We start from the raw sequence: 25,059 nt of genomic DNA on the forward strand, positions 1-25,059 counted from the left end.
GCCGTCTGTTTAATCTGCTTTGCGTTGAACGCCCTGAGTGGCCCACTGGCCCAACGGTGAATCGATAAATGACGCGGCCTCCTCATGATCGGTAGAGAGACTCACCGGCAGCCATTCTTCCATTTCAGCCTGCCGTAACTTATCGGCGTTTTTCAGCAGCCCGATGGCTTCGCTGCCCAGTACCAGGTGTACAGGCGGAGTGGGATGCTGCGCCAGCGCCACCATCGCTTTGGCCGCTTTAACAGGGTCACCTACTGCGACAAACTTCCCTTCCCTGAAGTAATCGACCCGCTGGTTCACCATATCATAGCCGGCTATTTCAGGGGCGTAGGTCATGGAAGCGCCTGCCCAGTCGGTACGGAAACCGCCCGGTTCCACGCTGGTGACGTAAATACCCAGCGGTCCGGCTTCTTTGGCCAATGCTTCTGTAAAGCCGCTCAGCCCGAATTTGGCCGCCTGGTACATGGTCAGGCCCGCATTGCCTACCCTGCCGCCGATAGAGCTGACCTGTAATATCCGGCCGCCGCCCTGCTGACGCATATAAGGCAACACCGCCCGGGTGATTACAATGGGGGCATACAGGTTGGTCTCCAGCTGGCTGCGTACCTGCTCTTCGGTATACGCCTCCGCTGCACCGATGATGCCAAAACCGGCATTGTTCACCAGCACATCAATGCGGCCAAAATGCTGCACCGCTTCCGCTACCACGGCAGGTACTTTTTTATAGTCTGTCACATCCAGCGCAAGGGGGAATATCTGATCGCCGTATTGTTGTTGTAAATCGTCCAGCTGACTAATGTTACGGGCGGTAGCGGCTACTTTATCGCCGTGTTGTAATACTGCCTCAGTGAGGCTCCGGCCCAGCCCACGGGAGCTGCCGGTTATAAACCATACTTTTTGCATTTTTTTTCTTTTTGATGATACACCAAAGGTACACCGGTGTGAGGCCGGTAGCTTTGTTGTACGGCTCAAAGATGGTTTGTTGAAAAGCTCACGGCAACTTGGTCATAAGTGGGTCAAATGAATGCGTTATGGCCAGATTGATTATTTAACCAGATAATACGAATCCACCGCTTCCTGGCCGGTGTAATTAGGGCCGGCTGTATCATCCGCTCCCTGGTAAGATACATTAAAACGGACATCCCGCGTGCCTTTGCAGCTAATGATTTTTCTTCTGCCATTATCGGTGATGTCATTCTCCGCGAATATTTTTCTCAGGTATTGATGCCGGCCGTCGCCTGCGATCCGGATACTTTTCAGGTCGAGGTTGGCCATGAAAAGTCCGTTGCTACTGACAGCCTTCAGGGCTGCCGCCAGTACCTTGAGCTTATCTCCCACATAATGTAAACCGTGTATGCAGGTAACAAGGTCGTATTGTTCATCACTGCTCCAGTCGTCCAGCGGGCGGGTTTCAAACGTCACACAGTCAATGTCCGGTGGCAGCGGCTGGAACTGGTCCACCAGGTCAATGCCTTTCAGCCGCACATTGGCCTGTTGGCCGTTAGCAGCGACTCCCCGGGCGTATTGCAGCAGTGCATTGCCTTCACCGCAGCAGAGGTCCAGCCAGGCGGCTTGTCCGTTTTGCTGCAGACAATTATTCTGCCAGTCCTCCGGTTTGAAGCCCAGTTCTTTTTCATAGCTGTTGATGCCGCTGGCCTGCGGTTTCCGGTTCATACGGTTGTTGGCCACTACCGGCGACCAGATCAATGCGGATGATGACAGTAATTTCATGTACCTGTAATGTATAAAAAATCCCGCTATAAAATTTTAAAAATCATACGCTTAAATTTTAATGAACAGATTGATAAAACACTTGGCCACAGGCTATCCGCATGACAAATTTTCAAATTTCAACTTGTCATTTTTTCAAGAAAAATGACAAAATGTAATCAACTTTTCCGCTGGCATACAGATTGAAAACGCCTTTTTATAAAGCAAGCACCGTCAAGATTGCGACACCCTAATCAAGTGACTTTGTATTTAACCTTAAATTCAAAATCATCAACACTATGGCAAACAATTTAACGGCCACTCCACTTCATGACAGGGTCATCATCCGGCCCGCACAGACAGAAGAAAAAACCAGCGGTGGTATCATCATTCCCGATACCGCCAAAGAAAAACCACAACGCGGCGTCATTGTTGCTGCCGGTCCCGGAAAAAAAGATGAGCCCGTAACCGTTAAAGCGGGCGACACCGTCCTTTACGGCAAGTACGCCGGTACGGAAGTACGCATTGGGAATGAAGACCTTCTCATTATGCGCGAGTCCGATATCCTCGCCATTATTTAATGCACTTTTTTATCTGTACGCTTTCATTTTTTTAAAAGAACAATCCTATGGCAAAGCAACTTTTCTTTGACCTCGAAGCAAGAAACAAAATGAAGAAAGGCGTTGACACCCTGGCCAACGCCGTGAAGGTTACACTGGGCCCCAAAGGCCGTAACGTAGTACTGGAAAAGAAATTCGGCGCCTCCCACATCACGAAGGACGGCGTTAGTGTAGCCAAAGAAATAGAGCTGGAAGACCCGATTGAAAACATGGGCGCCCAGATGATTAAAGAAGTCGCCTCCAAAACAGCCGACATTGCAGGTGACGGCACCACCACCGCTACTGTACTGGCACAGGCTATTATTGGCGAAGGCCTTAAAAATGTAGCCGCCGGCGCTAACCCTATGGACCTGAAACGCGGCATCGACAAAGCGGTGGAAGCCATTGTGGCCAACCTGCAGACACAGGCGCAGCCAGTAGGCCATACCGAAGAAAAGATCCGCCAGGTAGCCGCACTTTCCGCCAACAACGACGATACGATCGGCAAACTGATCGCCGAAGCCTTCGGTAAAGTTGGCAAAGAAGGCGTTATCACGGTAGAAGAAGCCAAAGGCACCGACACTACCGTAGAAGTAGTGGAAGGGATGCAGTTCGACCGGGGCTATCTCTCTCCCTATTTCGTGACTAACCCGGAAAAAATGCAGGCCGAGCTGGACAACCCCTACATTCTCATCTGCGATAAAAAAATCAGCGTGATGAAAGACATTCTCCATATCCTGGAGAAAACAGCCCAGAGCGGAAGACCGCTGCTCATCATCGCGGAAGACCTGGATGGTGAAGCACTCGCCACACTGGTAGTCAACAGGCTCCGTGGCACGCTCAAAATAGCCGCCGTAAAAGCACCCGGATTTGGCGACAGAAGGAAAGACCTGCTCGCGGACATTGCTATCCTCACCAAAGGCACCGTTATCAGCGAAGAACAGGGCTATAAGCTCGAAAACGCCGATCTCAGCCACCTCGGTACCGCTTCTTCTGTGATCATCACCAAAGACAATACCACCATCGTGGGCGGCCATGGCAACAAAGAAGATATCGATGGCCGCATTGCCCAGATAAGGGCACAGCTCAGCACCACGACTTCCACCTACGATAAGGAGAAACTACAGGAAAGACTGGCTAAGCTCAGCGGTGGCGTGGCCGTACTGTATGTAGGCGCTGCTACCGAAGTGGAAATGAAAGAGAAAAAAGACCGGGTGGACGACGCCCTGCACGCCACCCGCGCAGCCATAGAAGAAGGCATCGTACCCGGCGGCGGGGTGGCCTATGTACGTGCGGTGGCGGCCCTGCCGGACTTAAAAGGACTGAACGCCGATGAAAACACAGGCATCGCCCTGGTGAAAAGAGCAGTGGAAGAACCCCTGCGCCAGATTGTGTCCAACTGCGGCATAGAGGGCAGCGTTGTGGTACAGAAAATCAGAGAAGGCCAGGGCGACTACGGCTTCAATGCCCGGACCGAACAATATGAACCGTTACTACAGGCAGGCGTTATCGACCCCGCTAAAGTAACCCGCATTGCACTTGAAAATGCAGCTTCTATCGCCGGCATGTTACTCACCACCGAATGTGTGGTGGCCGACAAACCGAAGAAAGAAGCTCCTGCCACCGCCCCTGCAGGCATGGGAGGCATGGACTATTAATTCACAAAAGGTAACGGGGGGAGTCGTCCCTCCGTTACCGCCTATACGTTTTTCTTCCGCCCCACAAACCGGATAACCGATCCTCTCCCTGCATGAAAACTGCCTTCATTCAACAATACCTCTTCTTCGGCCAGCAGCAGGACATCATAATTGCCGAAATCTGTAATGATCTCTTCCTGTGAATACAGGTCATCCAATGCGTCTGGCCCGCCCACGCGGGGATCAGCTTTTTTAAAACCCTGATGCTTTTTACTGAATGCCTCAAAAATAATGACACCGCCCGGTTTGAGGCAAGCATCCAGTTGCCGGTGAAACTGTGCTTTTTTATTACCTGCAAAGTGGGCATATATCAGGCCCATCGCATCGAAGGAGGCTTCCTCAAAACGGAGGTCTTCAAGGTTGCCGACGATGTAATTCAATGTTACTTCCCGCTCTGCTGCCAATTGCTCAGCTTTTACCTTTGCGGTATCGCTCTGGTCAAAGGAAGTGACCTGCCATCCTTGTTGCGCGGCGAACACGCCGTTGCGGCCTTCGCCGTCGGCAGGCATCAGTATGGCGCCCGGCGTGAACTTAGGCAACCATTCCCGGAAAAATTCATTGGGCTCTTTCCCATAGGCGAATCCCTCCTGCCGGTATCTTTCATCCCATTTCTGTTTCATATGGATCGTTTGCTGTAAAGTTACCAAGGGCTTTCAGCAGAAGAACAGGACAAAAATGGAATTCAACAGGATGGCGGTTAAATTAATACTGGCACATCAGCCGTTATTACTCCTGAACGCCTCCGGCGTGTACCCTGTCTGTTTTTTAAAGAAACGGATAAAGTAAGACACATCTTCATAGCCCAGCTGCTCCGCTATCCGGCTCACCTGCGCGGTGGTGGCCAGCAGGAGTCTTTTGGCTTCCAGTATGATGTGTTCATTGATCAGTGCTGACACGGTTTTCCCCAGCGCCGCCCGGGTAACGGCATTCAGCTGATACAGCGAAAGATGTAACATGGCCGCGTACTGCGATGCTCTTTTCTGCGTGTGGATATGTGTTTCCAGGAGCGACAGCAGCGCCTCCAGGCGCTCCTGCGTATAGGTGTTGGCGTTATCTGTCGCCGGCTGTTGCTGCAGCCGGAGCAATGTTATCAGAAAAATGTGTAGCGAGGACTGGATGACCTCCCGGTATTGCGCCTGCTGTTGCTGATATTCCCGGAAGATGTCTTTCAACACCCGAAGGACGTTGCCTTCCCGGTCTACATAGGCATTGCAGGCACCTACCCTGCGCAGCAGCTGCGTATGGTGACAAAAGCCGGTGGTAAACTGCATCATAAAGCCGGTGCTTCCGGCATTGAGCCGGAGCTGGTGTACCTGGCCGGGCCGCAGAAAATAAACGGCATGATTGCCAATGACGTAGGGTACAAAATCTACTTCATGTTTTCCAGCGCCTTTCTCCAGGGCGAGCACATAAAAGAAATCATGCCGGTGCAGCGCCTGCACCATTCCTTTACCAGCCGTCATCTCCGCGATATCCTGTATACCAAAGTCCCCGGGATGGCCACGCCGGATATTTCTAACCGGAATATTTTTCATATTGAACTTTCAAATTAATGATTTCCTGCATCCGATTTTTTTTCCCTTCCTGGTAAAAGAAATTCCCGATTCGATTAACCACCGTCAATTATACAAGATAATTTTGCAAAAATTTCGACATCCAACCATGATCACTTCATTCAAAGCCACTGTCACAGGCTTTTTTCTCAGCCTGGTTACCATGGCTGCAGTAGCGCAAACCACCATAAGCGGTACTGTACAATCTTCCGAAGGACCGCTCAGACATGCCACCATCAGGGTCAACGGCACAAAAACAGCCACTTTCACCGATAAAGACGGGAAATATTCGCTCTCCATCAACCGGCCGGACACGTTTTCGCTGACGGTCAGCCTGATGGGCTATACCCCGCAAACCCGGTCCTTCGCCGCCGGCGAGGCTACGGCCGACTGGATGCTGGAACAATCCACCCGCGCCCTCGGCGAAGTGATCGTATCCGCCAGCCGCAAACCGGAATCACTGGACAACGTCCCTTCTTCCGTGACCGTCCTCACCCGCAAAACGCTGGAAGACAACCTTGCTGTCACCTCCGACATCACCCAGATACTTGCCAATGAAGTTCCCGGCCTCGCGCCGTCGGCACAAACCAACAGCAATGTGGGGCAGTCCCTCCGCGGCCGGTCGGTGCTCATCATGATTGACGGCATCCCGCAATCCACCCCGCTGCGTAACGGCGAGGTAGACCTGCGGTCTATCGATCCGGCAGTGCTGGAACGCATCGACGTGATCAAAGGCGCCACCGCCATCTATGGCAACGGCGCTTCCGGCGGTTTGATCAACTACATCACACTCACGCCTAAAGACAATACGCCTGTTGCCGGCAGGACCTCCATCAATCTCACCGGCTCCCTGGCCAGCCTGAAAGGTAGCACCGGCGGACGTATCGGACAATTATTGCATGGGAAGCTCGGAAAATTTGATTACGCTGTGAGCGGTGTATACGAACGCACCGGCGAATGGAAAGATGCCAAAGGAAAACTGGTAGGCACCAACTACAGCCTTGGCGAAACCGACAGCTACAACGCTTTTGTGAAACTGGGTTACGCCCCCAACCGCCGCCAGCGCATCCAGCTGATGTACAACTACTACAACAGCCAGCAAAACTCCAACTACACGCTCGTGAATGGCAACTATCTCACAGAACAGCCTGCCACCGGCGTATTGGGCAAACAAACCGGTAAACCGACGGGCATCAACGGTAACCACAACCTGCAGCTGTCCTGGCATGCCGACAGCCTGATAGGTGGTACCAGCCTGCAAACAGACGCCTACTACGAATCCCGGGACGATGTGTTCTACGTATCCCTCGGACGTTTTGAAGGCGGCGATGGTCAATCCCATACGCTGTCAAAGAAAAAAGGCTTCCGCTTTATGTTCAACTCCCCCATCACCCGCCAGGGCAGCCTCTCTTACGGTGCGGACTTTGTCAACGACATCACCTCCCAGCCCCTGGTAGACGGCCGTATCTGGGTGCCGGAAATGAATATGTTCAACGTAGCACCTTTTGCGGAAACCCAGTGGATACTGCTGGACAACCTGATCCTGAAAGGCGGCGTGCGGATGGAAAGAGTGAAAATCAGCGTGGAGGATTATACCACCCTGCGCATCACCAACGCCAGCGGTCAAACTATCACGCCCAGCTTTGCAGTAAAAGGCGGCGACCTCACTTACACCTCCACCCTGTTCAACGTGGGTGTCCGTTACAACCGGTTCCCGGCCTTCCAGCCTTACGCCAGCTTCTCCCAGGGCTTCTCCGTGGCTGACGTAGGCCTCGCCCTGCGCGACGCCAAAGTGGACAACATCAGCAAAATCAATACAGAAGCAGTACTGGTGAATAACTATGAACTGGGCTTCGTCAGCAAAGCACAAAAATTCCGTTTTGAACTGACCGGCTTTATCAGCACCTCCAAACTGGGCGCCGAAATGGTATACGACGCCGCTACCGATCTGTTTAACGTGAGCCGTACACCCGAACGTATCTATGGCTTTGAAGCCACCGCGCACTACCAGCCCATATCCAAAATAGACCTGAACCTGGCTTTCAGCTATGTGGAAGGCAAAGCCGATACCGGCCGCACCGGCCACTATAACATGTACCTCAACGGCCGCCGCATTGCCGCCCCGAAAGTAGGCAGCAGCATCGCTTACCGGCCGCTGAGCGGACTGGAATTACAGGTACACTACAACGGCATCCTGAAACGCGACCGCTTCGATAAGCTGCCCAGCGGATTGTATAAAGGCAACGAAGGCATCGTGAAGCCCTACCACCTGGTTAATTTCAACGCCAGCTACCGCGTAACCCGCAGCACCATGCTCACCTTAGGCATTGAAAACGTGTTCAACGCAGATTATTTCCCTGCCAGGTCCCAATGGTTCATGATCCCCGGATTCTATTCCAAAGGAAGAGGCACCGCGTTTAATATAGGCGTTACCGTTAATTACTAATCCATACGGCACTATAAACAAACAAAAGGCCCTGAAGCAGTTGCTCCAGGGCCTTTTGTTTGTTTATAATGCTCTCGGTTACAGTCGTCCCGCTTTACTTTATCGTTGCCTGTATGCTTTTACCGGCAGGCGCCTTTACCTCAACGAAAGATATTATCCGTCCGTTGTTATCTGCCTGGTAACGGGCGGCCATGGCCACATTTTGTACCAGGATACGGTCATGCTTCCCTGCGAAAGCCGCCCGCCAGCACAACGGCTGTTTGCCCGAATGCTGAAAAACGGTCTGTTTTCCGGTGTGCGTAACCGTGACGATGGTATTCATCACCTGCAGTCCGCGCACAGCAGCCGTATCGCCGGACTGTCCCCGGTAAAGGGTAGTAATGCGCCCCTGCGCAGCATCCGGTTCTATTCCCATCAATCCGCGGACGATCCCTTCCACCACGCCAAAAGACACTTCCGGATACTCCCGCCGCGTAGTAGCGGGGTCGGACAGCTGCAGCACATACCGGCGCGCCTGTTGCCAGTACCCTTGCTGGTAGCAGATCACCGGCAGGTAGGAGGTTGTTTCAACATTCCACCGGCCTGCCATAAGATACTCCATTGTCTGCCTGCTCCTGGCAGTGTCTTTCAATGCATCGAACCACAGCAGGAACATCTCCCCCTCCCCTGTTCCAAACCGGCCCTCGCTGTTGTACCACGTATAATAACGTTGATCGCCGCTGTTCCACCAGTGGGCATCTATTTTTTCACGGTATTGACGGGCCATGCTTTCATAACGCGCTGCTTTGGCAACTTCGCCGTTTAGTTGCGCTATCGCCGATAACGATGACAGTCCACGGTAGATAGCCGCTATCAGGTCCACTCCCATTTTCAGGTCCGGTACATTTTCCACGTAGGAAGCCAGCCCGCGGCAGCGATGGAAATAGTCCTGTTTATTGAAAGGCGACGGTGCATTCGGATGCAACGGCCGTGAAAAAAGCGAATCAGGCTGCAACACCCACCGGCGGATATATTCATTCGCTGTTTTCTCAAAAAAATGCGTGAACACCGGATGCTGTATGTACGATTTGTCGCCGGTCCACCGGTACAGCTTCCAGCAGGCAAACAGCATATCGAAATTGGCGTTCAGGTTGTACCAGAATTCGCGGTCGTTGCGATAGTCTTCCGGCGCCGGAAGTCCCCATTTGTTGATCTCCCAGTACGAGCACCAGTCTCTTTTCTCCGCGATATGCGAGGCAAAAGCGCGCAGCATATTACGGTTCTCTTTGTCCAGTCCGCAGATGGCGGCGCCGATGGTTTGGTGCGCCACATCGCGCATACAGAAAGCGTTGCGGGCAGGCAGCGCGGCCTCATACCACGGGCCCACAGCATCACCGGGATTACCGCGGTAATGCTGTACCATACCGGCAGCCCAGCGGTAAGCCTGCTGTACGGCCGTATCGGTAGTCGTAAAAACAGCACCCTGCGAAAGGGCTGTGATGCTGCTGCCGAGCAGGCAGCCTATGATCAGGAGTCGTTTCATGTGTACTATTGCTTTAACCGGAACATCACGATATCATGTGGCTTAATCACCGCGTTGAACGGCTTCCGGGTAGTGCCTTCATTTTTGCCTGTCCATACGTTGTACAGGGTATAATGAATGTCCTGTTTCAACGTATGATGGAAAACGTTGTCCGCTATGGCAGTCTCCTTCCAGTTGAAATGTACTGCAGCATTGTGGCTGCTGCGGTTCAGGAAACAAACGGCCCAGTCGCCGCGCTGCAGGGGTTTGCACCATATCTGCAGACTGTCTTTCTCTGAAAATTTAAAGCCTTGTATCCCCAAAGGGTCCTGATCGATGGCGATCACGTCTTTGTTGGTGAGTATGGCTTTAGTCGCGGGCGTCATCTTCCGGATATCGTTGCCGGCCATCAGCGGAGCTGCCATCATGGCCCAGAGCGAGAAATGGGTCCTGTCTTCCGTGTAGGTCATCCCGTTACCTACTTCCAGCATGTCCGGGTCATTCCAGTGATCGGGGCCGGAGTAACGGCGCAGGCTATCCTGTATATCGGCGATGCGCATCACGCTGAGGGCATCCCAGGTGCCATGGCTGTGTACGGAGTCGAACACCTGCCAGATGTCTTCGGTGGTGCGCCACATTTGGCCTACCGGGGCGCCCCACTCCCATGGCTTGTTCACGCCCCATTCACACAGGCTGAAGATCATAGGCCGGCCTGCTTTGCGCAGTGCGTTGCTCATGGTAGTATAGGCTTCTTTAGCGTTGATACCGTGGGTATTGCACCAGTCGTATTTGAGGTAGTCGATGTCCCAGGCGGCATAGTTGCGCGCATCCTGGTATTCGTAGCCGCGGGTGCCGGGGTATTTAGCGCAGGTGAGCGTGCCGGCGCAGTTGTACATTCCGAATTTCAGGCCTTTGCCGTGTACGTAGTCCACCACCGCTTTGAGGCCATGGGGGAACTTCTGCGGGTCAGGCACCAGGTTACCGGCGCTGTCGCGCTCCATGGCCATCCAGCCGTCGTCGAGCACGAGGTAAGTGTAGCCGGCGGCTTTCATGCCGGAAGACACCATGATATCTGCCGTTTCCATGATCAGCTTTTCATTGATGCCTGTCTGGAAAGTATTCCAGCTGTTCCAGCCCATGGGCGGCGTAGGCGCCAGGCCTTCGAATTTCTGTGCAGCGGTAGTATGTGCCAGCGCTAACGCCAGCATACCGGATATCAGTTTTTTCATTTTTTTTGTGAGATGATGAACAATTAATCCTGACAAGTGGCGGCGGCTTTCTCCCGGAGGGAGCAGCCCAGCATCGCTTCGGGGCCTATGCCGAGGTAAAGCGGTGTTCCGCCGGTGTTGACTACGGTGCCCGCCATAAAGTCGCGGTACCAGTCCATCCACGGGAAAACGTAGTTATACATTTCCGCGGCATGGACGGTGAGGCCGTCACCGGCTTTACGCGGCAGCTGCAGGCCTTTGTCCTGGTAGAAGTTTTCGCCTACGGTATGCAGCCATTCATGCAGCCATACGCCGGGATCATTCGTTTTGTAGTAGCTGATCCTGTCGGCCAGGCTGGCAGCCGCATCGAACTTGATGGTGACGTATCCTGTTTTGATACTTTCCCTGAGCGGGTTGGTCCATGCGAGGCCGAAGTAGTTGCTTTTAAAGCTACAGGTCCCTTCGCTCTCCCGCCAGAAAACGAATACGCAGTCGTAAGCGCCGGGTTGTATCTCCGGCATCAACGCTGCGATGGCAGACGGTTCTACCGTGAAGTTACCGCCCGGTGAACGGGTAAGCGTTACCGGCAGGGTGATATCTTTCCGCACCGTCTCCCAATGGATCGTATTGTAGGCATATTTCTCAAAATGCTGCCGGAGGCTCCATTGAAAAAAATCGTAACCCATGTTCAGGTCGGCCTGGGAGAAATGCGTACTGCATTCACCGGAAGAGGTAATGCCTTTTGTCTCGTACAGTCCTATCCAAAGAGCTTTCCATACTTTGGGAGCAGGTTTGTCTGCTGCGGTGAAGTTCATGGTAGTGGCGGCGGTGACATTGCTTTCTTTTCGCAGGTACTGCCAGGAGTTACGCAGGGTCACGCCTACTACATGTTTACCGCTGGTGACGGCGATACTGCCCGGCGCCTGCACGCCGGTATAGGCGCCGTCGAGATAGATGTAACCCGTTTCCGGCGCGGTGACGGTGAGTTGTATTTTGTCATGCTGACTGCTACCACCGGCGGGGGCGGTGCTTTTCCTGCACGCCCCCATTATTACCAGCAGTAGTGCCAGGATGCATCGGTGTTTCATGCGGCTGATCACTTTAATGGTTATCATTTATATCCTGGATTCTGAGGCAGGTTGGTCCTTCTTATTTCGTCGCGGGGAATAGGCAGCAGATAATGCTCCGGCTTAAACACACGGTCCTGTACTTTGATGACAGTATAGGTTTTGGTGCCGTCGGCGTTCTTCACGATCTTCATACCGTTCAGCGGTTTGTTTTCCGTTTCACCGGCGATTTTCCATCGGCGCACATCGTAGTACCGATGACCTTCGAGGCACAGCTCTACCTGTCTTTCATTCTGTATCTTCTTCAGCAGGGCTGCACCGGCAAGCGTACCGGGGAGATCGGTGGTGATACCGGCTCGGTGACGCAGCAGGTCCAGGTACTGGCGGGCCACGTCCTCATGTCCAAGGTGAAATTCGGCTTCTGCATAGTTCAGGTATATCTCTGAGAGCCGCGCTATTACCCAGAATTTGTTGGTTTGTGTTTCCACCCTGTAGTTGTAGGTGGTATCCTGGTATTTACGGAAGCTGTAGCGGGTATAGCTGGAGTTCCAGGTGTCCCACCCGGTTTCGGTATCCAGGCCGCCTTCGTAGGTCTCTACCTCATTGCTATGACCGGCATCGTAGCGGTCTTTGAAATATTCCGGTCTGCCATAAGGAAGGCCATCGCAAAGGATATCCTGGTAGAAGCGGGGATCGCGGTTGGCATAGGGGTGCTGCGGATCATACCCGGAAGCCGGATCGCTGATGTCTTTTCCGTTGGCCATACCAAAAGCGTCTACCAGGCCCTGGCTGGGCGCAAAAGAAGTCCAGCCGCGGAAACCATTGGGAGCCAGGAACATTTCGACGCCCTGGAAAGAAGACCACTGGTATTGTTTATTGGTACCGCGGGTCATGATCAGCTCCGTATTGTAGGTGGTAAACAGGATGGGGTATGCGCCGGTAAACAGCTGGTAGTTGGGCATATCGATCACTGCTTTGGCGGCGTCGGATGCCTTCTGCCATCTGGCGTTATCATTGCCGGTGTTCCATTGCGGGCTGGCAGCGTATAGCAGTACCCGTGACTTCAGCGCCAGGGCTGCGCCTTTGGTCGCCCTTCCCAGTTCGGCCGCGTTGTTACCATAACTACCGGGAAGTACGGCGGCGGCGGCATCACATTCTTTCACGATGAACGACACACATTCATCGAAAGTGCTGCGCGACATAACGAAATTACTGTTAAGGTCAAAGGGTTTGGTCACCAGCGGCACGCCGCCATAATCGCTGATAAGTTTAAAGTAGGCATAGGCACGCAGATACGTGACTTCAGCCTTCAACCGGCCGCGTACGGCATCATCGCCGGGCACGCCGTCTATCCTGGACAGAAAGAGATTACAATCCTGGATGCGTTTGTACGTTTCTTCCCAGATGTCAAAATTGCTCAGGTTGTCCGGGGTAAGGGAACCAGAATTCATGACAACGGCATTGTAGTCATCGAACCTGTTGAAGGCTTCATCACAGGCGGAGGAGAGCGCCCAGGAGCGGTTACTCAGGGTGTTCCAGTAATGACCGGCGCCGGGCAGAATGTTATACTGGAACTCGGCAAAGGCCCGGGCGAGGCGCAGGTCTTTCCAGACAGATTCGTCTGAGAAGGAATCCAATGGCACTTTATCCAGCACATCTTTCTGACAGGCTGTAAAAAACAAAGCAGCAAATAATGCAGTACCTATTCTCCGGTATATTCTTTTCACAGTAGATAGATTTAAATGTCATAAAAGTGGTTACAGGCCAATGGTGATACCAGCGCGGTAAATCCTGGTTTGCGGATAGTTGATACCCGTAATATCATTGGTTTCCGGATCGCGGTAGAATTTCTTCATCTTGTCGATGGAGAAAAGATTGAAGCCGCTTACAAACACCCGGATATTCTCTATGCCGATGCTGCGGTAGAGATTTTTCGGAATGTTATAGGAGACCTGCGCGGATTTCAGGCGGAGGAAAGAAGCGTCTACCAGCCAGAAGTCGGCGTAGACGTTATTCCTGGGATCTTTGGAGTTGAAGGCGCGGGGATATTCGGCGTTGGGATTATCCGGCGTCCAACGGCCATCGTATAACCATTGTGGCGGGGCTACTACAGCGCTCTGTCCCTGCGGGATGATCAGCTGTTTGGCTTCCGTTTGCCCGGCCCATACCAGGTCTACCGCGAGCCCTTTGTATTCGGCGCCCATCGTGATACCGAATACAATTTTCGGTGTGGCTGATTCGGGTATGCGTACCTGGTCGTCGTAGGTGACGGCGCCGTCGCCGTTTTTATCCACCAACCACAGGTCTCCCGCTTTGGCGCCCGCCATATGGGGTGATTTATCCACTTCTTCCTGCGTATGATAGATACCATTGGTTTCAAATACTACCCATGAATCGATCGGCAGGCCGGTAGATTTTTGATAATCGGGGATATTGGGAGCCTCGTCGCGGAACAGCACTTTACTTTTCGCGTAGGTAAAGTTGGCGCCCACGTTATATTTCACGGCACGTGCCTGACCGTTGTAGCTGACAATGAAGTCGAAGCCCCTGTTCAGTGTTCTGCCGATATTTTCGTCCGGCAGGATAAGGCCGGTATATAACGGTACTGATGCGTTCCTGGGCGCCAGGATATCTTTCCGCACGTTGCGGAAATAATCGACGGTCAGGTTTAACCGGTTGTTCAACAATGTAGCGTCCAGTCCAAAGTTGCGCGTATCCTGTTTTTCCCAGGTAATATTGGCGTTGGGAGCGGAAGCCAGGTACAAAGCAGTGGCCTCGGCATAAGAAGACCCGAAATAGGTATTGTATTGCCTGGGGCTATAGAAATAATCGAGGCTCATATTGCTCACCAGCGAATAACGGGCGAGGTAGAGGTATTTGGCTACGGCGTCGCTTCCCATGATACCCCATGAAGCACGCAGTTTCAGATTATCCACAAACTTCACACGGTCTTTGAAGAAACTTTCTTCAGAGATGCGCCACCCGAGCGATACAGACGGGAACAGGCCCCAGCGCCTGTCTTTCGGGAAGTTAAAAGAACCATTGTAGCGACCTACTATTTCAGCGAGATATTTATCCGCATAGGCGTAGGATACGCGGCCCAGGTAACTTTCACGGCCGTCCTGGCTGGCGCTGCCGTTAGCGTTCTGGTCAACGGTGCCTCCGGAAAAGAGCTGGTCCAGCTGGTCGCTCAGCAGGTTCTTACGGAAAGCGATGGTTTGCCGGTAGGTGGAAGCGGTTTGTTCATATCCGGCAAAAGCATTGATACTGTGTTTGCCGAATGTTCTGTCGAAAGCGATTTTATAAAAATAGGTGTTTTCGTTATAGGAGCGTTCATCCTGGGACAGGCTCAGGATGGCGGTGCTGGCTTTCTGGTTATTATAAGTATTGGTAGCGGCGCTGTAGGTGTAGGCGTCCCAGGGGCGGGAGAAATTTTTCCCGCTGCGCTGGCGGTAATCGAAAGCAGCGTAACCGCTGATGGACAGCCCTTTTACGATGGCAGGCAGTTGCCAGTCGAAACCGATTTTTGGCTGTACGAAGAGATCGGTCACATTATCATATCCTGCCGCTGACGATGTCATGGTATAGGGATTCCTGCCGTTAGCGATACCTGCAGAAGGCAGTCCGTTTGTCCAGTGTACAGGGATAAAAGGATACATGCTCACCGTTTCATGCAGGATGCTTCCTGCGCTGAGGGCGGGATATTTGCGGTCTTCTTTTCTGGCAGCGATATCCAGCGTCAGTTTCAGGTTTTTGGAAATAGCCGCATCGATATTGGAACGCAGGTTATAGTTTTTGAAGTTCTCATCACTGTTGGCCCAGTTGCTTTGCTGGGAGAGGTATTGGCCGGAGAGGAAAAATTTCACGGCTTCGCTGCCGCCTCTTACGGAGATGCTGTGGTTGGTCTGGGGGGCGTTTTTGCGGAACACCGTACGCAGCCAGTCGGTGCTGGTATAGTTGGGGTCGTTGCCTGCTTTATACTTATCGATATCCACCTGTTTGTAGGGAAGGGATGTGCCCTGATAGCCGCTCAGTTCATTGTAGTAAGTCATGTATTGCCAAGCGTTCACGCGGTGGTCCATACGGGTGAGCTGCTGGATATCATAGGTACCTTCGTAGGTGATGGTGGGCTTACCTGCTTTACCTCTTTTAGTGGTGATGAGGATAACCCCGTTGGCGGAGCGTACGCCGTAGATGGCCGCGGACGCATCTTTGAGGACAGTAACGCTTTCGATATCATTGGGATTAATACGGTCCATGTTCCTGTCGGGGATACCATCGATGATGATGAGGGGGGCGGTACCTCCGCTGAAGGAGTTAAAGCCTCTTACGCTGATAGCGGAGTAATCGTCGCCGGGGCGGCCGGAGCGGTTATTGGCGATAACGCCGGGGATGTGGCCTGCGAGCCCGTTGGACACATTGGCCGTCGGTACCCGGGCTATTTCTTCTCCCTTGATGGTGGCCACGGAGCCGGTGAGCGTCGCTTTTTTCTGCGTGCCGTAGCCTACCACGACCACCTCCTGTTGCTGTGCTACGGAGCGTTTCAGCTTCACATCAAGATGAGCCCGTTTGCCGATCAGCACTTCCTGTTTCTCCATTCCGAGAAAAGTGAAGACGAGGATACCGGGCGAGTTGTCGGGCACATTGATCTGGAACTCGCCGTTGCTGCCGGTTACTGCGCCGGCGGAGGTGCCTTTCAGCTGGATGGTGACACCGATGAGCGGTTCGCCTGCTTCGTCCGTCACACGGCCGCGGATGATGGCGGCCGGCGCGGCCGCACGGTCATTCTCTGCCGGTGTCGCAGGGGCCGGTTTACGGAGGATGATCGTTTTATCGATGATTTCATAGGTGACAGGCTGATGCCGGAAAACCTGTTTCAGTACTTCCTCCACCTGCGCATTGTTTACCTCCACGTTCACCTTGCCGGCTTGTTGCAGCAGGTTGTTGTTGTAAACAAAATTGTAGCCGCCCTGCCGGCTGATTGCTTTGAACACTGTCCTGAGCGGAACATTTTTCAGTGAGAGCGTGATTGTCTGGGCGCTGGTAGCCGCATGCAGCTGCAGCATCAGCGCCAGCATAAGAATAAATGTCAACTTCATGATCAACCCGATTTTGGCCATGAGTGCCGTTTGCCGCCTTGGTTTACGGGCATGGCAGTCTTTCAGTAATGTGGAATTACAAAGAACATTTTGCATACTTTTGTTAAAGTTTGGATGTAAACAATTAGCAGTCCCGAAAACGATTGTATAAGTGTCCTGATCCAACAATCCGCCGGGTGGTGCCGCGAACACCGCCCGGTTTTTTATTGTATCTGATAACTGCGCGAATGGTTGTTTTTCTTTATTTTTTTACGATGATTGTTTTTTCATTGACTTCAAAATGAACACCTCCGCTTAATTCCAGGAAGCGTAATAGTTTGGACAGGGGCACATCCCTGGATATTTCTATACTGTAGGTATCGGTAATCTGGTCTTCAAAGACCACCTGTACATTGTACCATCTGCTGATCTGCCGCATGATGTCTTCCAACGGGATATCGTTGCAGGAGAACCGACCGTTTTTCCAGGCCATGAGCGCTTCCGTGTCCACGTTATCCAGCACCCGGATGCCTTCTTTCACCTGCGCCTGCTCACCGGGCTTTAACGTCACGGCATGTCCCTGGTGGGCTACCCGTACGCTGCCTTCCAGCAGGGTGGTATTTACCGACGCTTCATCCGTATAGGCGTTTACGTTAAAGCGGGTACCCAGTACGGTCACTGCTGTGCCGCGGGCTGTTACAACAAAGGGGGCTGCCGCCTGCGGGGCCACTTCGAAATATACTTCCCCTGTAACCTCCACGTTTCTTTCGCCGGCGGGGAAAGCGGTCGGGAAATGCAGTGATGAGGCGGCGTTGAGCCATACTTTGGTGCCATCGGGCAGGGTGATGCGGAACTGGCCGCCGCGGGGCGTGGCAACGGTATTGTACACTACTTTTCCGTTGGCGCCGGAGCCGTTATAGTCCAGCTGCCCGTTGCCCGTCTGGGAGATGGTAACGTCGCCCTGCTGTGCCAGCGTGCCTCTGGCGGCGCTGTCGAGCGTGATACGGCGGCCGTCGGCCAGTATCAGCACGGCTTTGTTGACGCCGGGCAGTACATCCTGGCGGGCCAGCGCCGGCGTGTGGCTGGTCCGCCGGTGGCCGGCAGTAAAATATGCCGCTGCACCTGCCAGCACGATCACCATCGCTGCTACGGCCGCCTTCCACAGGCCGGAGCGGTGTTTCACCGGTTGCAGCGCGGCAGGTGCTGCCTGCTCCGCCGCCTTTTGCAGGATATTCCGGAAAATGGCATCTTTCTGTGCGGCATCAGTGGGCACGGCGTAAGCGCCGCCGGCCAGTGCCTGCTGCACTGCCTGTAAAAGCGTATCCTGTTGTGCATCCTGCTGCAGGTGAGCGATCAGTTCCTTCAGTTCTTCCGGCGGAAGGGAATTATCCAGATAACGCTGCAGCAGTGTTTTCAAATGAGCCTGTTCCATGGGCAATGGTGGTTGCTGTGCCTGTAAAGACACCGGTAAAAGGTGGTGGTATGAGTCGGAAGTAAATTTTTTTTTCAACGGGCGGTCAGCGCCATAAAATAAAAGAGCAGCAGCGTTTCGATGGTGGCATGTTGCCGGAGATAATTGCGGATAAGATGTAATGCTTTATTCATATGACTTTTCACGGTATGCCGGGAGATGTCCAGCGCATCTGCGATCTCTTCCTGGCTAAGTCCCTGTTGCCGGCTCATGCAGTACACCGACCGCTGTTGCGGCGACAGCTGGTCCACTGCTTTGGCCACCAGGGTTTCCAGTTCCCGGCACAACAGGCGTTTGTCGGGCGTATCGGCTGCCGCCACGTGCCCCGCGGCATAGTCCAGCAGATGGTCTGTAAAAGACGCGAGCTGTATTTTTTTGCGGAAAGTATTGAAGATATGGTTGCGCGCCACCATAAACAGGTAGCCTTCAAAATTGACGACGGCTGCCAGCTTATCCCGTTTCAGCCACAGCTTTACGAAAACGTCCTGCGCCATCTCGTCCGCCATGCTGGCTGATTTGGTCAGGGCCAAAGCAACGCCGTACACGGTATCCCAATACCGGTCGAAGAGTGTCCGGAAAGCCGTTTCATCACCGAGGGCCACTTTTTTAAAAAGGGCCGTATCATCATATAGTTGGACGGTTGGCAATGTTAAAACAGATAAGACCCGGCTGGTCATCCTCAAAAAACCACCCGGTGTGCGATCAATTATTTTGGTTGCAATTTTCTTCCAAGGTATTAAATTTAGGGCGAATTCAAAGTCCGCCCTTCTTGGAAATTATCCGCTTCTTCTCATATATTACCTTCCGGAACTCCCTCAAAAAGTGACTTTTTGCAGCTTTTTTCCTGAAAAGTATCAACGCTATCAACGCCGGGGCAGGCTAACTTTGCATCCGGTATGAACGAAATAACCGCAAGCCCGACGTGGTATGTAAATGATGCAGCTTTTGACTGGCTGTACCCGCAACGTATTCAGCAATTATCAAGACGGCACTGGACACCAGTAGAAGTGGCCCGCAAAGCGGCCCGCTTCCTGTCTGCCGGTATGGGCGACCGTATCCTCGATGTAGGCAGCGGCGTCGGCAAATTCTGCCTGATCGGCGCACATCATTACCCCGAGAGCACCTTCTATGGCGTCGAACAACGCAGGGAACTGCATAACTTCGCCCGCTCCGCACAACGGCTGACCGGTGTCGAAAACGCGCAGTTTATCCACGGGAACGTTACCCAGATAGACTTTGACGATTTCGATCACTTTTATTTCTACAACGCTTTTTTCGAGAACCTGGCAGAAGACGGGCATATTGACCAGGACACGGAGTATTCCGCCAGCCTGTATCATTACTATTGCCGGCAGATGTTCCAGGGGCTGGCACACAAACCAGCCGGCACAAGGGTAGTCACCTTCCACAGCCTGGAAGATGAAATACCTCCCACCTATCAACTGGTAGATGCCAGCGTGGATTTCCTGCTGAAGATGTGGGTAAAACGATCATAAAATATATTATCATGGTAATAGACAGACGTATATCAGAAATTATTGAAGCATTAAAACAGGCCACAGATAAACAACAGGTAACACAGATCGTTTCCGGCATCTCCCACGATGACATGGCGGCTCAACTGCAGTCATGGCTGGAAACCCAATCCCCGCTGGAATGGGACAGCACCCAATGGAGCAGCTTCCGCTATGCGCTGATCTGCCTGCGGGGATGTCCTGAACTGCAATAAAAGCGCTTGACCTATGCTGCGCCACACCGGAAAAAAAAGAAGTTACAAGCATAACCTACGACTGGCGGTACTGTTGTGTTTTACCGCAGGGATGGTAAACGCGGCGGGGCTTTTTGCCTTCGCCGTTCTTACCACCAATGTCACCGGTCACGCCGCATTGCTGGCCCAAAAACTGGCCAGCGGCGATTTCAGGGCCGCCCGCATGGTAGCATTGTGGCTGTTGCTCTTCCTGGCAGGCGCTTTTTTCTCCAGCATCTTCTCCGGTAAAACCGGGCCTTTCAGGCGATGGGGTTATGTGATACCCATCCTCTGCGAAATGATCATCCTTATACTGGTGGGCACATTCGGGCATACCTATGACCAGAGTATTTTACAGACGGAATACTTTGCGGGGAGTCTCCTGTTTGCCATGGGTATGCAGAATGCGCTGGTATCCACCATCTCCGGGTACGTGGTACGCACCACCCATCTGACCGGCATGTTCACCGACCTGGGCATCGATCTTCATAGCGTACTCTTCCATCCGCATCAGCACAACACCGATGTCAGGAAAAAAATTGTTCTCCGGCTGGTGATCATCTTCTTTTTTCTGGGAGGAGGTATTGCAGGCGGGTATGCTTTTCTGCGGCTGTCTTATTACACTTTTTATTTGCCCGCAGGCGTGCTGGTCATCGCTTTGTTTTACGACCTTTTCCGGGTGCGGCTGCGGAAAATGGTGCGGCGCATGCAGACGCCGGCGACCACGTAGCTTAGGGGTAGCTGGCAATCGCCATCAGCTTATCCACATCGCGGATAATGATTTTGCGGCCCTGTGTTTCCACCAGCCCTTCTTCCCTGAAAGCCGCCAGCACCCTGATCACATTTTCACGGGCCGTTCCCACCAGATTGGCCAGGTCTTCCCTGTTCAGGCTGATGACGTCGTCCCTGAACTTCTCACGGACAATCAACAGCTGCATCGCCAGCCGTTCCCTGACCGTCTTCCGGGCGAACATGGTCAGGTTATTCACCAATACCGCAAACTCATGACTGAGCGTGGTCAGCAGCCGGTTGGTCAATAACGGCGACTGGTCCAGCGCGGCAAGAAAGTCTTCTTTGGGTATAAAAGCGATAGTGCTCTTTTCGAGGGTCGCGGCGGTGTCGGGATAACGTTCTTCAGAGAGGACCGCGTGATAGCCCACCAGTTGCCCGGTATGGGCCAGGTTCACGATCTGTTCCTTCCCTTCCCTGTCCGCCTTATACTTCTTCACTTTGCCTTTGACAATATAAAATATCCCGGAAGGGAAAGCCCCTTCGCGGAAAAGGATTTCATGCTGTGCATACACCCGCTCGGTCTTATGGGCAGTAAGCCGGTCGTACACCTCCTGCGGGAGGTCCACCAGCACAGACTCATTACTGAAATCCCACTGATGTATCGGGAAAGCGCCTTTGCTCATTGCGATCAAAACTAGCATTTTAAAATTAAAAATTACCTTTGTGGTGCTATGAGTTTATCCGGCCTCTTTCCTATCGACAAATGGAACTTCCGGTCCCGGTCCGTGTTGAGCAACCTGCCGGCAGAGGAGTATGCTGCCCTCACTTCACTGATGACCACCCAGCGTTATAACAAAGGAGAAGTCATATTCCGGGAAGGCGCGCCCGCCTTCGGCATCTACTATATTCAAAAAGGAAAGGTAAAAAAATACAGGACCGATAAAGCAGGGAACGAACAGATCATCTATGTGGCCAACACCGGTGAACTGGTAGGCTACCACGCTATCCTTGCCGGGGGCAGGTACCCCGACAGTGCCGCCACGCTGGAAGAAAGCACTATCGCTTTTATCCCTAAAGACGATTTCCTGCAGCTGCTGAGCCGCTCTGCCAGCCTCGCGCGGCGGTTGCTCAAAACGCTGAGCCACGAATTTACGGTACTGACCAACAGTATTTCCGCTTTCACCCATCGTTCCGTACAGGAGCGGTTAGCTATCACCCTGATTGTTTTACGGGAAAAATTTAAAGACGAAACACCTGCGGGAGAAGACATTCTCATCCAGGTGCCCCGCACCGACCTGGCCAATATGGTAGGTACCGGCGTGGAAAATGTGACCCGCTTTTTATCCGCTTTCAAACAGGCCGGCGTACTGACTATTTCCGGTAAAAAAATCTGTATCACCGACGTAAAAAAGCTGGTGGACCTTTCCGGCTGCGGCGAGCCGTTACCATCATAAATTTATTTTCCTGGCGAAATCTTATATGTGCCTGCTTTTGCACGGAAAGACGATGCATTTTTCCCGGCAACGATATCGATGACGCTTACGGTGTTACCTCTCTCATCCTGCACATTCCAGCAGCCCGGCGCAAGACCGGTCAGCACAACTTCGTAAGCCTGATCGCCGGGAATAGTGAGCGGGAATGCTGTATCTATCAGCGCTGGACCGGAGGCCATCACAACTATACGGTTGCCGATGGTAACCACATAACGCTGTGCCGCCTCATAGTAGCTGACCGGCAGCGGTGCGGCATTGTCGCGGGCCATCTGGAAAACCGTCAGAAAGCGGTCGTGCACGCGTGCTGCTTTGGGCGATACCATGATCCGGTACACCGCCGGAGAGTTTACCACATAAGGATGCCCGAAAGTACTGGTGGCGCTGTCTCCGCTCAGTATATCCGGCTGCCGGTTGTCCGGCGCCGGCAGTAACATATTTACATGCGTTTTGCCTGTGATGCCGTTTACCGTGTTGTGTAAGATGAAACCGGTGTTGGTCTGTTCCGGCTGCTGGCAGGTGGTGATCTGCCAGTATTTTTTGAAAGACGCCTGTGCCGTGGTCATATCATCCGTAAGGATGATCGCTGCGGGCACGTCATCACGACCGAGATCAAGGAAACAGAAGCCGCGGGTGTATTGCTGCATTTTGGCGGTGTAGGCGGCGGTGAGGTCTGCTTTAAAGTAGCTGTAGCCCGGCTGTGCCGCGGAAGGCGGCGCATAGCCCGCAGAGGCAACGGCGCCATAGTTAAACCAAGGGTCCGTAACCGTTTCCTGTGGCGTGACAGGGAAACGCTGACTGAAGCGGGAGCCGCCATCGTTAGCTTCGGTCCGGAACAGCAGTGGTTCCGCCGGGTCAACGGCCAGCAGCATGCTGTGGGAAACGGAGCGTTTATTGAAATTAAAGTCATAGGGCGTGCCATAAGAGAGGTACAGTCCTATATGGCCCAGCTGCATACCGTGATAGTATATTTCCAGCGCGCCGGCATCGGCATGTTGATGGTTGCCGAAGTGATAACCGCCGCCTTTGATCTGCGCGATCACATCGTTGCTGTTGGGCTGGTTGTTCCATCCCGTACGGGCAATCATACTGCCAATGACGTGGCCGTAGTCTTTCGTCAGCGGCAGAGAGGCGAGGCTGGTGTCCGGTTTAAGTGCCGGGTCGTTTAGCAGCAGGAACAATACGGGGTTATCCGGCAGCCCTCCTTGCCTTTCGAATTCCGCTTTCAGCACCGGATCATCGGCGTAAGCGTAACTGAGCAGCATGGTCTGCGGTTGTTTCCAATAGCCGGCCCTGCGGTGGGCACGCACACTGAACATATCGCCATCATGCAGCATGGTACCGTCGGGCAGGCGCATATAGAGCCACCAGTAAGGCAGGTCTTTGATGTTATCATCGAAAACGGGCCGGCCGGTCATCCGTTTGAACAGCCAGGCCGCATGCATTTCCCATCCGAAACGGTAAGCGCCGTAGTCTACGCCCTGATTATGCCGTGGCGATGCGTATTCAAATTTCCGCATGGGCGCCAGTTGCTCCAGGATGATGTAGGAGGCGTACCGGTAAGGCAGCGGGTCTTCATCATACACAGCGATGCTCATGGCCAGCAGATCGCGGTTGACCTGCGCTTCGTTACCATGGCCATTAATAGCGCTGTTGTCAAAGGGAGGCCATCCTATTTCCATTTCGCGGGCCTGTCGCATCATGTGGTAGCGTAACGTTCGTCTGGCGGACGTGTCCATCAGCGGGTAACACCAGTCGTATACCAGCGCGCCGGTGTAGATGGCGCGGCCCACTTCGCGGGTAATGTCTCCGTATTTCACATTTCCGAATTCCAGCATGACCAGGTAATGGGTGATCAGCTCCACCGCCTGTCTGCCGATGGCGGTGTCTCCGGTCATGAGGTAATAAAAGGCTTTATTTTCTGCCGCCTGTTCCAGTGCGGCGTTATAGAACACTTCTTTTTGCGGATCAAAGGCGAAGGCAAACGGTTGTAGCGCCGCCGCCTTCACTTTCTCCCATGCCGTTTTATTTTCTCCTGTGAGTAAGCGCGACTTTATCACCGGCAGCGATTCTTCGTTTAGCCATAAGCGTGGTCTTCCCGGAAGCGGCACGACGGCAGGCTTATATTGCTGCGCAGCAACCGGTACGGCAGGTGGCACATAAGGCCTGAAAGCGATGTATTGCAGGCGGATATTTTTGGGCAGCCATATTTTCACCTGTTGCCGGGTTGTGGAAAAGTCGAATTTACCGGCTGTCTGTAAAGAATGGTTCCAGCTGTCGAATACGATGCGCCGGGTGGGCCGTTGGCCGGGGAACTGTATTTTAATGCGGGATGTTTCCACTTTCCCGATTTTCACGAGGGAGTCGAGGTTTTGGGCGGTAGTGGCGCAGGTGATCATTTCGTAGGTGCCTGTCCGTGGCAGGCTGACCTGGAACACAAGATCGGCAGGGGTATGACTACTGTCTATGGCAGATGGCCGGTCAGGTTTCAGCGCTACCCATCTTATCTTGCCCGTGCCTTTCACCAGCTCCGCTGTATGCCGGTTGATTTTTGCTTTATCCACATTCCATTGCAGTTGTTGTGATGCGGCGATGCTCCACCAAAGCAGTCCCGAAAGCATGAGAAGAAGACGCCTGCTGTTATTGACAATACACATGTTGGTTGATAATTACATTCACAGATAACGAAGCCGTTACAATGATAGATACATTTTGTATACAAAACAATAAAAATTAAGTAAACAAATTTGTCTTATCAGG

At 53.1% G+C, this 25,059-nt stretch carries 20 protein-coding genes; 7 read left to right on the top strand and 13 right to left on the bottom strand.

Features of this window, described 5'->3' with window-relative positions; genetic code table 11:
- Positions 1-9: 9 nt before the first annotated feature.
- Together HF324_RS29805 and HF324_RS29810 are read right to left on the bottom strand one after the other, a co-directional pair.
- Entirely contained in the window at positions 10-903 is an 894-nt protein-coding gene (locus HF324_RS29805; RefSeq protein ID WP_168807036.1) for an oxidoreductase, read from the bottom strand.
- A gap of 141 nt (positions 904-1,044) precedes the next feature.
- Positions 1,045-1,731, bottom strand: a complete 687-nt coding sequence (locus HF324_RS29810; protein ID WP_168861496.1) for a class I SAM-dependent methyltransferase — start codon at positions 1,729-1,731, stop codon at positions 1,045-1,047.
- A gap of 278 nt (positions 1,732-2,009) precedes the next feature.
- Between HF324_RS29810 and HF324_RS29815 the strand changes: the two genes are divergently transcribed.
- Both HF324_RS29815 and groL read left to right on the top strand, forming a co-directional pair.
- Entirely contained in the window at positions 2,010-2,291 is a 282-nt protein-coding gene (locus HF324_RS29815) for a co-chaperone GroES (protein WP_168807040.1), read from the top strand.
- Between the two features lie 47 nt (positions 2,292-2,338).
- Entirely contained in the window at positions 2,339-3,967 is a 1,629-nt protein-coding gene (gene groL, locus HF324_RS29820; RefSeq protein WP_168807043.1) for a chaperonin GroEL, read from the top strand.
- A 41-nt stretch (positions 3,968-4,008) separates the two neighbouring features.
- Here groL and HF324_RS29825 read toward each other — a convergent pair whose 3' ends face one another.
- Together HF324_RS29825 and HF324_RS29830 are read right to left on the bottom strand one after the other, a co-directional pair.
- On the bottom strand, positions 4,009-4,626 hold the full coding sequence (locus HF324_RS29825; RefSeq protein ID WP_168807045.1) for a class I SAM-dependent methyltransferase: 618 nt from the start codon (positions 4,624-4,626) through the stop codon (positions 4,009-4,011).
- A 96-nt stretch (positions 4,627-4,722) separates the two neighbouring features.
- On the bottom strand, positions 4,723-5,541 hold the full coding sequence (locus HF324_RS29830) for a helix-turn-helix domain-containing protein (RefSeq protein WP_168861497.1): 819 nt from the start codon (positions 5,539-5,541) through the stop codon (positions 4,723-4,725).
- Between the two features lie 127 nt (positions 5,542-5,668).
- Here HF324_RS29830 and HF324_RS29835 point away from each other — a divergent pair, with 127 nt between their 5' ends.
- Positions 5,669-8,005, top strand: a complete 2,337-nt coding sequence (locus HF324_RS29835) for a TonB-dependent receptor (RefSeq protein WP_168861498.1) — start codon at positions 5,669-5,671, stop codon at positions 8,003-8,005.
- A 94-nt stretch (positions 8,006-8,099) separates the two neighbouring features.
- On the opposite strand, the gene HF324_RS29840 is transcribed toward HF324_RS29835, so the two are convergent.
- The 7 genes from HF324_RS29840 to HF324_RS29870 all read right to left on the bottom strand — a co-directional run bounded on the left by HF324_RS29840 (position 8,100) and on the right by HF324_RS29870 (position 18,977).
- A complete protein-coding gene (locus HF324_RS29840) occupies positions 8,100-9,527 on the bottom strand; it encodes a trehalase family glycosidase (RefSeq protein WP_168861499.1) in 1,428 nt (475 codons plus the stop codon).
- Between the two features lie 5 nt (positions 9,528-9,532).
- A complete protein-coding gene (locus HF324_RS29845; protein WP_168861500.1) occupies positions 9,533-10,735 on the bottom strand; it encodes a glycoside hydrolase family 27 protein in 1,203 nt (400 codons plus the stop codon).
- 23 nt (positions 10,736-10,758) lie between these two features.
- Positions 10,759-11,802 carry a hypothetical protein gene (locus tag HF324_RS29850; RefSeq protein WP_168807055.1) on the bottom strand — a complete coding sequence of 348 codons (1,044 nt, stop codon included), beginning with the start codon at positions 11,800-11,802 and terminating at the stop codon, positions 10,759-10,761.
- Between the two features lie 23 nt (positions 11,803-11,825).
- Entirely contained in the window at positions 11,826-13,508 is a 1,683-nt protein-coding gene (locus HF324_RS29855; protein ID WP_168807057.1) for a RagB/SusD family nutrient uptake outer membrane protein, read from the bottom strand.
- A 30-nt stretch (positions 13,509-13,538) separates the two neighbouring features.
- Positions 13,539-16,880, bottom strand: coding sequence for a TonB-dependent receptor (locus HF324_RS29860; RefSeq protein WP_168861501.1), 3,342 nt, complete (start codon positions 16,878-16,880; stop codon positions 13,539-13,541).
- 241 nt (positions 16,881-17,121) lie between these two features.
- Complete coding sequence (locus tag HF324_RS29865) at positions 17,122-18,291, bottom strand: FecR family protein (protein ID WP_168861502.1); 1,170 nt, start codon at positions 18,289-18,291, stop codon at positions 17,122-17,124.
- Positions 18,292-18,365: 74 nt separating this feature from the next.
- Entirely contained in the window at positions 18,366-18,977 is a 612-nt protein-coding gene (locus HF324_RS29870) for an RNA polymerase sigma factor (protein ID WP_168807063.1), read from the bottom strand.
- A gap of 249 nt (positions 18,978-19,226) precedes the next feature.
- On the opposite strand from HF324_RS29870, the gene HF324_RS29875 reads away from it, so the two are divergent.
- Genes HF324_RS29875 through HF324_RS29885 form a run of 3 tightly spaced genes read left to right on the top strand, consistent with a single transcriptional unit; the run spans position 19,227 to position 20,807 of the window.
- Positions 19,227-19,826, top strand: coding sequence for a methyltransferase domain-containing protein (locus HF324_RS29875; protein WP_168807065.1), 600 nt, complete (start codon positions 19,227-19,229; stop codon positions 19,824-19,826).
- 11 nt (positions 19,827-19,837) lie between these two features.
- Positions 19,838-20,059 carry a hypothetical protein gene (locus HF324_RS29880; protein ID WP_168807068.1) on the top strand — a complete coding sequence of 74 codons (222 nt, stop codon included), beginning with the start codon at positions 19,838-19,840 and terminating at the stop codon, positions 20,057-20,059.
- Between the two features lie 13 nt (positions 20,060-20,072).
- Positions 20,073-20,807, top strand: coding sequence for a YoaK family protein (locus HF324_RS29885; protein WP_168807070.1), 735 nt, complete (start codon positions 20,073-20,075; stop codon positions 20,805-20,807).
- Position 20,808: 1 nt separating this feature from the next.
- Here the strand turns inward: HF324_RS29885 and HF324_RS29890 are convergent, their stop codons facing one another.
- Positions 20,809-21,510: a Crp/Fnr family transcriptional regulator gene (locus HF324_RS29890; RefSeq protein WP_258539327.1), complete on the bottom strand. Its 702-nt coding sequence runs from the start codon at positions 21,508-21,510 to the stop codon at positions 20,809-20,811.
- A gap of 30 nt (positions 21,511-21,540) precedes the next feature.
- On the opposite strand from HF324_RS29890, the gene HF324_RS29895 reads away from it, so the two are divergent.
- Positions 21,541-22,263, top strand: a complete 723-nt coding sequence (locus HF324_RS29895; RefSeq protein WP_168807072.1) for a Crp/Fnr family transcriptional regulator — start codon at positions 21,541-21,543, stop codon at positions 22,261-22,263.
- A 2-nt stretch (positions 22,264-22,265) separates the two neighbouring features.
- On the opposite strand, the gene HF324_RS29900 is transcribed toward HF324_RS29895, so the two are convergent.
- Complete coding sequence (locus HF324_RS29900) at positions 22,266-24,956, bottom strand: hypothetical protein (RefSeq protein ID WP_168861503.1); 2,691 nt, start codon at positions 24,954-24,956, stop codon at positions 22,266-22,268.
- Between the last annotated feature and the right edge of the window lie 103 nt (positions 24,957-25,059).

The sequence above is a fragment of the Chitinophaga oryzae genome, from assembly GCF_012516375.2.
GTDB classification, from domain to species: Bacteria; Bacteroidota; Bacteroidia; order Chitinophagales; family Chitinophagaceae; genus Chitinophaga; species Chitinophaga oryzae.

Excerpts from the sequence above, each read along its gene's own strand:
- HF324_RS29805 (WP_168807036.1), bottom strand. The coding sequence starts at position 903 with ATGCAAAAAGTATGGTTTATAACCGGCAGCTCCCGTGGGCTGGGCCGG.
- HF324_RS29810 (WP_168861496.1), bottom strand. The coding sequence starts at position 1,731 with ATGAAATTACTGTCATCATCCGCATTGATCTGGTCGCCGGTAGTGGCC.
- HF324_RS29815 (WP_168807040.1), top strand. The coding sequence starts at position 2,010 with ATGGCAAACAATTTAACGGCCACTCCACTTCATGACAGGGTCATCATC.
- groL (WP_168807043.1), top strand. The coding sequence starts at position 2,339 with ATGGCAAAGCAACTTTTCTTTGACCTCGAAGCAAGAAACAAAATGAAG.
- HF324_RS29825 (WP_168807045.1), bottom strand. The coding sequence starts at position 4,626 with ATGAAACAGAAATGGGATGAAAGATACCGGCAGGAGGGATTCGCCTAT.
- HF324_RS29830 (WP_168861497.1), bottom strand. The coding sequence starts at position 5,541 with ATGAAAAATATTCCGGTTAGAAATATCCGGCGTGGCCATCCCGGGGAC.
- HF324_RS29835 (WP_168861498.1), top strand. The coding sequence starts at position 5,669 with ATGATCACTTCATTCAAAGCCACTGTCACAGGCTTTTTTCTCAGCCTG.
- HF324_RS29840 (WP_168861499.1), bottom strand. The coding sequence starts at position 9,527 with ATGAAACGACTCCTGATCATAGGCTGCCTGCTCGGCAGCAGCATCACA.
- HF324_RS29845 (WP_168861500.1), bottom strand. The coding sequence starts at position 10,735 with ATGAAAAAACTGATATCCGGTATGCTGGCGTTAGCGCTGGCACATACT.
- HF324_RS29850 (WP_168807055.1), bottom strand. The coding sequence starts at position 11,802 with ATGAAACACCGATGCATCCTGGCACTACTGCTGGTAATAATGGGGGCG.
- HF324_RS29860 (WP_168861501.1), bottom strand. The coding sequence starts at position 16,880 with ATGAAGTTGACATTTATTCTTATGCTGGCGCTGATGCTGCAGCTGCAT.
- HF324_RS29865 (WP_168861502.1), bottom strand. The coding sequence starts at position 18,291 with ATGGAACAGGCTCATTTGAAAACACTGCTGCAGCGTTATCTGGATAAT.
- HF324_RS29875 (WP_168807065.1), top strand. The coding sequence starts at position 19,227 with ATGAACGAAATAACCGCAAGCCCGACGTGGTATGTAAATGATGCAGCT.
- HF324_RS29880 (WP_168807068.1), top strand. The coding sequence starts at position 19,838 with ATGGTAATAGACAGACGTATATCAGAAATTATTGAAGCATTAAAACAG.
- HF324_RS29885 (WP_168807070.1), top strand. The coding sequence starts at position 20,073 with ATGCTGCGCCACACCGGAAAAAAAAGAAGTTACAAGCATAACCTACGA.
- HF324_RS29890 (WP_258539327.1), bottom strand. The coding sequence starts at position 21,510 with ATGCTAGTTTTGATCGCAATGAGCAAAGGCGCTTTCCCGATACATCAG.
- HF324_RS29895 (WP_168807072.1), top strand. The coding sequence starts at position 21,541 with ATGAGTTTATCCGGCCTCTTTCCTATCGACAAATGGAACTTCCGGTCC.
- HF324_RS29900 (WP_168861503.1), bottom strand. The coding sequence starts at position 24,956 with ATGTGTATTGTCAATAACAGCAGGCGTCTTCTTCTCATGCTTTCGGGA.